The sequence below is a fragment of the Kineococcus sp. G2 genome, from assembly GCF_037154035.1.
Lineage (GTDB): Bacteria > Actinomycetota > Actinomycetes > Actinomycetales > Kineococcaceae > Kineococcus.
In genome coordinates this window covers 1-2,733 of the sequence record NZ_JBBBEM010000117.1, presented here as the reverse complement: position 1 = coordinate 2,733, position 2,733 = coordinate 1, and the positions used below count along the sequence as shown (strand labels likewise).

General features: G+C 65.9%; 3 protein-coding genes. All 3 read right to left on the bottom strand.

The features are described from left to right. The coding region (locus V9U69_RS16545) for an IS3 family transposase (RefSeq protein WP_337062955.1) at positions 1-614 on the bottom strand (614 nt) is incomplete at its 3' end. A gap of 79 nt (positions 615-693) precedes the next feature. Continuing rightward, positions 694-1,038, bottom strand: coding sequence for a transposase (locus V9U69_RS16540; RefSeq protein ID WP_337062954.1), 345 nt, complete (start codon positions 1,036-1,038; stop codon positions 694-696). Between the two features lie 133 nt (positions 1,039-1,171). Beyond that, a complete protein-coding gene (locus tag V9U69_RS16535; RefSeq protein ID WP_337062953.1) occupies positions 1,172-2,584 on the bottom strand; it encodes a hypothetical protein in 1,413 nt (470 codons plus the stop codon). Positions 2,585-2,733: the final 149 nt, after the last annotated feature.

Genomic DNA, 2,733 nt, shown 5'->3' with positions numbered 1-2,733 from the left:
GCCGCGAAACCCTCGATGGCCAGGTGCTCGGTCAGCCTCAAGCTCTTGTATTGCGACCCGGCATCCGAATGCATGATCAGTCCGGGGGCCACTGGCGTCCCGGCGTGCTCGCGTCCCCAGGTCGCCATCCGCAGGCAGGTGAGGACCAGGTCGGTGTGCTTGCTGGTCATCGCGTGCCAGCCCACGATCTGCTGCGCGAAGACATCGACGATGAAAGCGACGTAGACGAACCCCGCCCACGTCCGGACATACGTGAAGTCCGCGACCCAGACGAGGTTCGGCGCGGAGGCGGTGAACTGCCGGTTCAGCAGGTCCCCGACCCGCACCCCGTCCTTGCCGGGGACGGTGGTGCGGACCTTCCTCGCCCGCCGGGCCCCGTTCATACCCTCGGCCCGCATCAACCGGTCCACGGTGCAGTGCGCCACGGCCAGGCCCGCCCGACGCAGGTGGGCGACCATCTTGCGCCGCCCGTACAGCGACTCGGGCTGCCCCGCAGTCATGCGTAGGGCGTTCACGACGTGAGCGTCGGAGACCGTGCGTGCTGCGGGAGGTTGGCCTTGCTTCCAGGCCCGGTAGGTTCTCGCGGCGACCTGGCAGCCCTGCTCGGTGAGCACGGCGCAGACACCGTCGCTGCGCTCCTCCCAAGCTCGACCGCGAAGCCTCGTTCCCTCATCTGATCGATGAACTGCACGATCAACGCTGGCGCGGTGGGGGCACCTCCCGCTCGCGGGGGACGAGCTCCCGCGCGAAGAAAATCGAAGCCGAACGCAGGATCTCGTTGGCCTCGCGCAGGCGCTTGTTCTCCGCCTTCATGGCCTTGATCTCCTCGGTCTCGGCGCTGCTGAGCCCCGGCTTGGCGCCGGCATCGACCTGCGCCTGGCTGACCCAGCGTTGCAGGCTGGCGCGGGAGACCCCAAGGCGTTCGCTGATGGCTACGCACGCCGCCCGCAGCGAGGGGTAGTCGCCTTGGTGGTCCAGGACCATCCGGACTGCTCGGTCCTTGACCTCGGCCGGGTACCGCTGGGGGATGATCGTCATCCTGACTCATCAGGAAGCGGCATCAAAGCCGTGACGCTTCAACCTTCCAGGAACTAATGCAACGGCTTGTTAGGCGCACAGTGGCGCCAGGCAGACAGAACAGCGTTTGTCGTCCTGCGACCCCCACCGCCGGTCACGTCAGCAGGAGCCCCTCGGCGGCGGACCGTGCTCGCGTTGTCTCCTGATCCGTACACGGGCGCTTGGTCAGCGTGATGCGCAGCCGATCAGCACGGGTGTCGTCGCACGGCTGCCCGTTCACGTCGCACGGGATCGAGGACAGTACCTCGAAGCGCTCGAAGCAGTGCCCACTCTCCCAGTGTCGCTCGCAAACAGCCTCCACAGGAGCCACGTCTCGCCCCAGGGGCCAGTCGAAACTCAACCGACCACCATCACGCAGCATGGACAACGCAGCGGAGAACCAGGCCGTGGGGAGGCCACCAAGCTCCACGAAACCCAGAGTGATGTGGGACAAGGCTCCTTCATTGATGACCACCTTCCCCCAGCGCTGCGTGTCCACAACCCATGGGGTCGTGGGGGCCTCACTCGGGCCGACGAGCACGTCCGGGTGGAGGTTCTCATTGCTCGACACGTTCAGAGCACCGGGCCGGTACTGACCTGATCGTTCGATCACGTGGACTGCGTTGGGGAAACCCTCCTGCAGGGGTCCACTCTTCTGCGTGGCGACTACAGACCACATGTCGGCGTACGCATCGATGCACTCATGTGAACGGAACCTGTCGAGCTGTTCTTCGGCCCTCGACAGCTGAGTCGGTGATCCGAACTCGTTGAGAAAGTAGTGGGCGATGTCATCGATGTCCAACCAGTCGACGACGTCCTCATAACCGGCTGCCGACTCCCCCAGTGGCCCCCTTCGCTCCGACAGCAGCGGGGTGCCGCATGACATGACGATCGAGGCTCGGACCTGCTCGAAGCGCGGGGAGTCGTAGGCACCGATGTTCAGCACCGCTTTCGACGAGCGGACGAGTCGATCGCGTTCGGGACCGTATAGAACCGCGTTCGGCGATGCCACTGAGATGCCGTGCTGCTGCAGTTCTTGGAGCACCCTCACCCGGCGCGGCGTCAGCGACCCGATGAAGAGCAGATCGATCGGCCGCTGATCCAAAGGCACGTCGACGAACCCCTCGTACAGGTACGGAGCGAAGCCGAACGGGATGAGGGGGACTCCACGCGTCGCTCGCTGATCACGGTAGGCCGTCAGGTTGTCCTCGTGGTAGTCGACCACGGTAGCCCGGCGCAGGAGGTCCAGGTAGCTGCTCGGCATCGCCGATCCGTCGGTCCCCAACTGCTCCAGATTAACCAGGACGCAGTTGAACTCGTCGAGCCACCGCTGCTCGAAGCCCAGGTGAGCCCCGAACACGAAATTGATCGAGTGCTTGACCAACCGATTCTTGCCAGCGGTGACCTGCACACCCAGGCGTTCCAGCTGGCGCTTGACGTACTGCAGCGGATCCGCGAGGGCCAGGGAGTGCACGTACCCCTCGGGTTGCACGAGGCACAGGTGGGCGGTCCTGGCGGTGCCGGTCATGTCTGAGGGCCTCCGTGGGTGGTTGCTGCCGTCCCTCCCCCATCGGCCGTCCGGGACGGCGCCTTGAGCCGTCCGGGTGAGGCACCGTCACAGCACGTGCATCCGCTCCACCGACCGCGGCGAGCGTGCTCCTCGCCGGACGGGTCGGC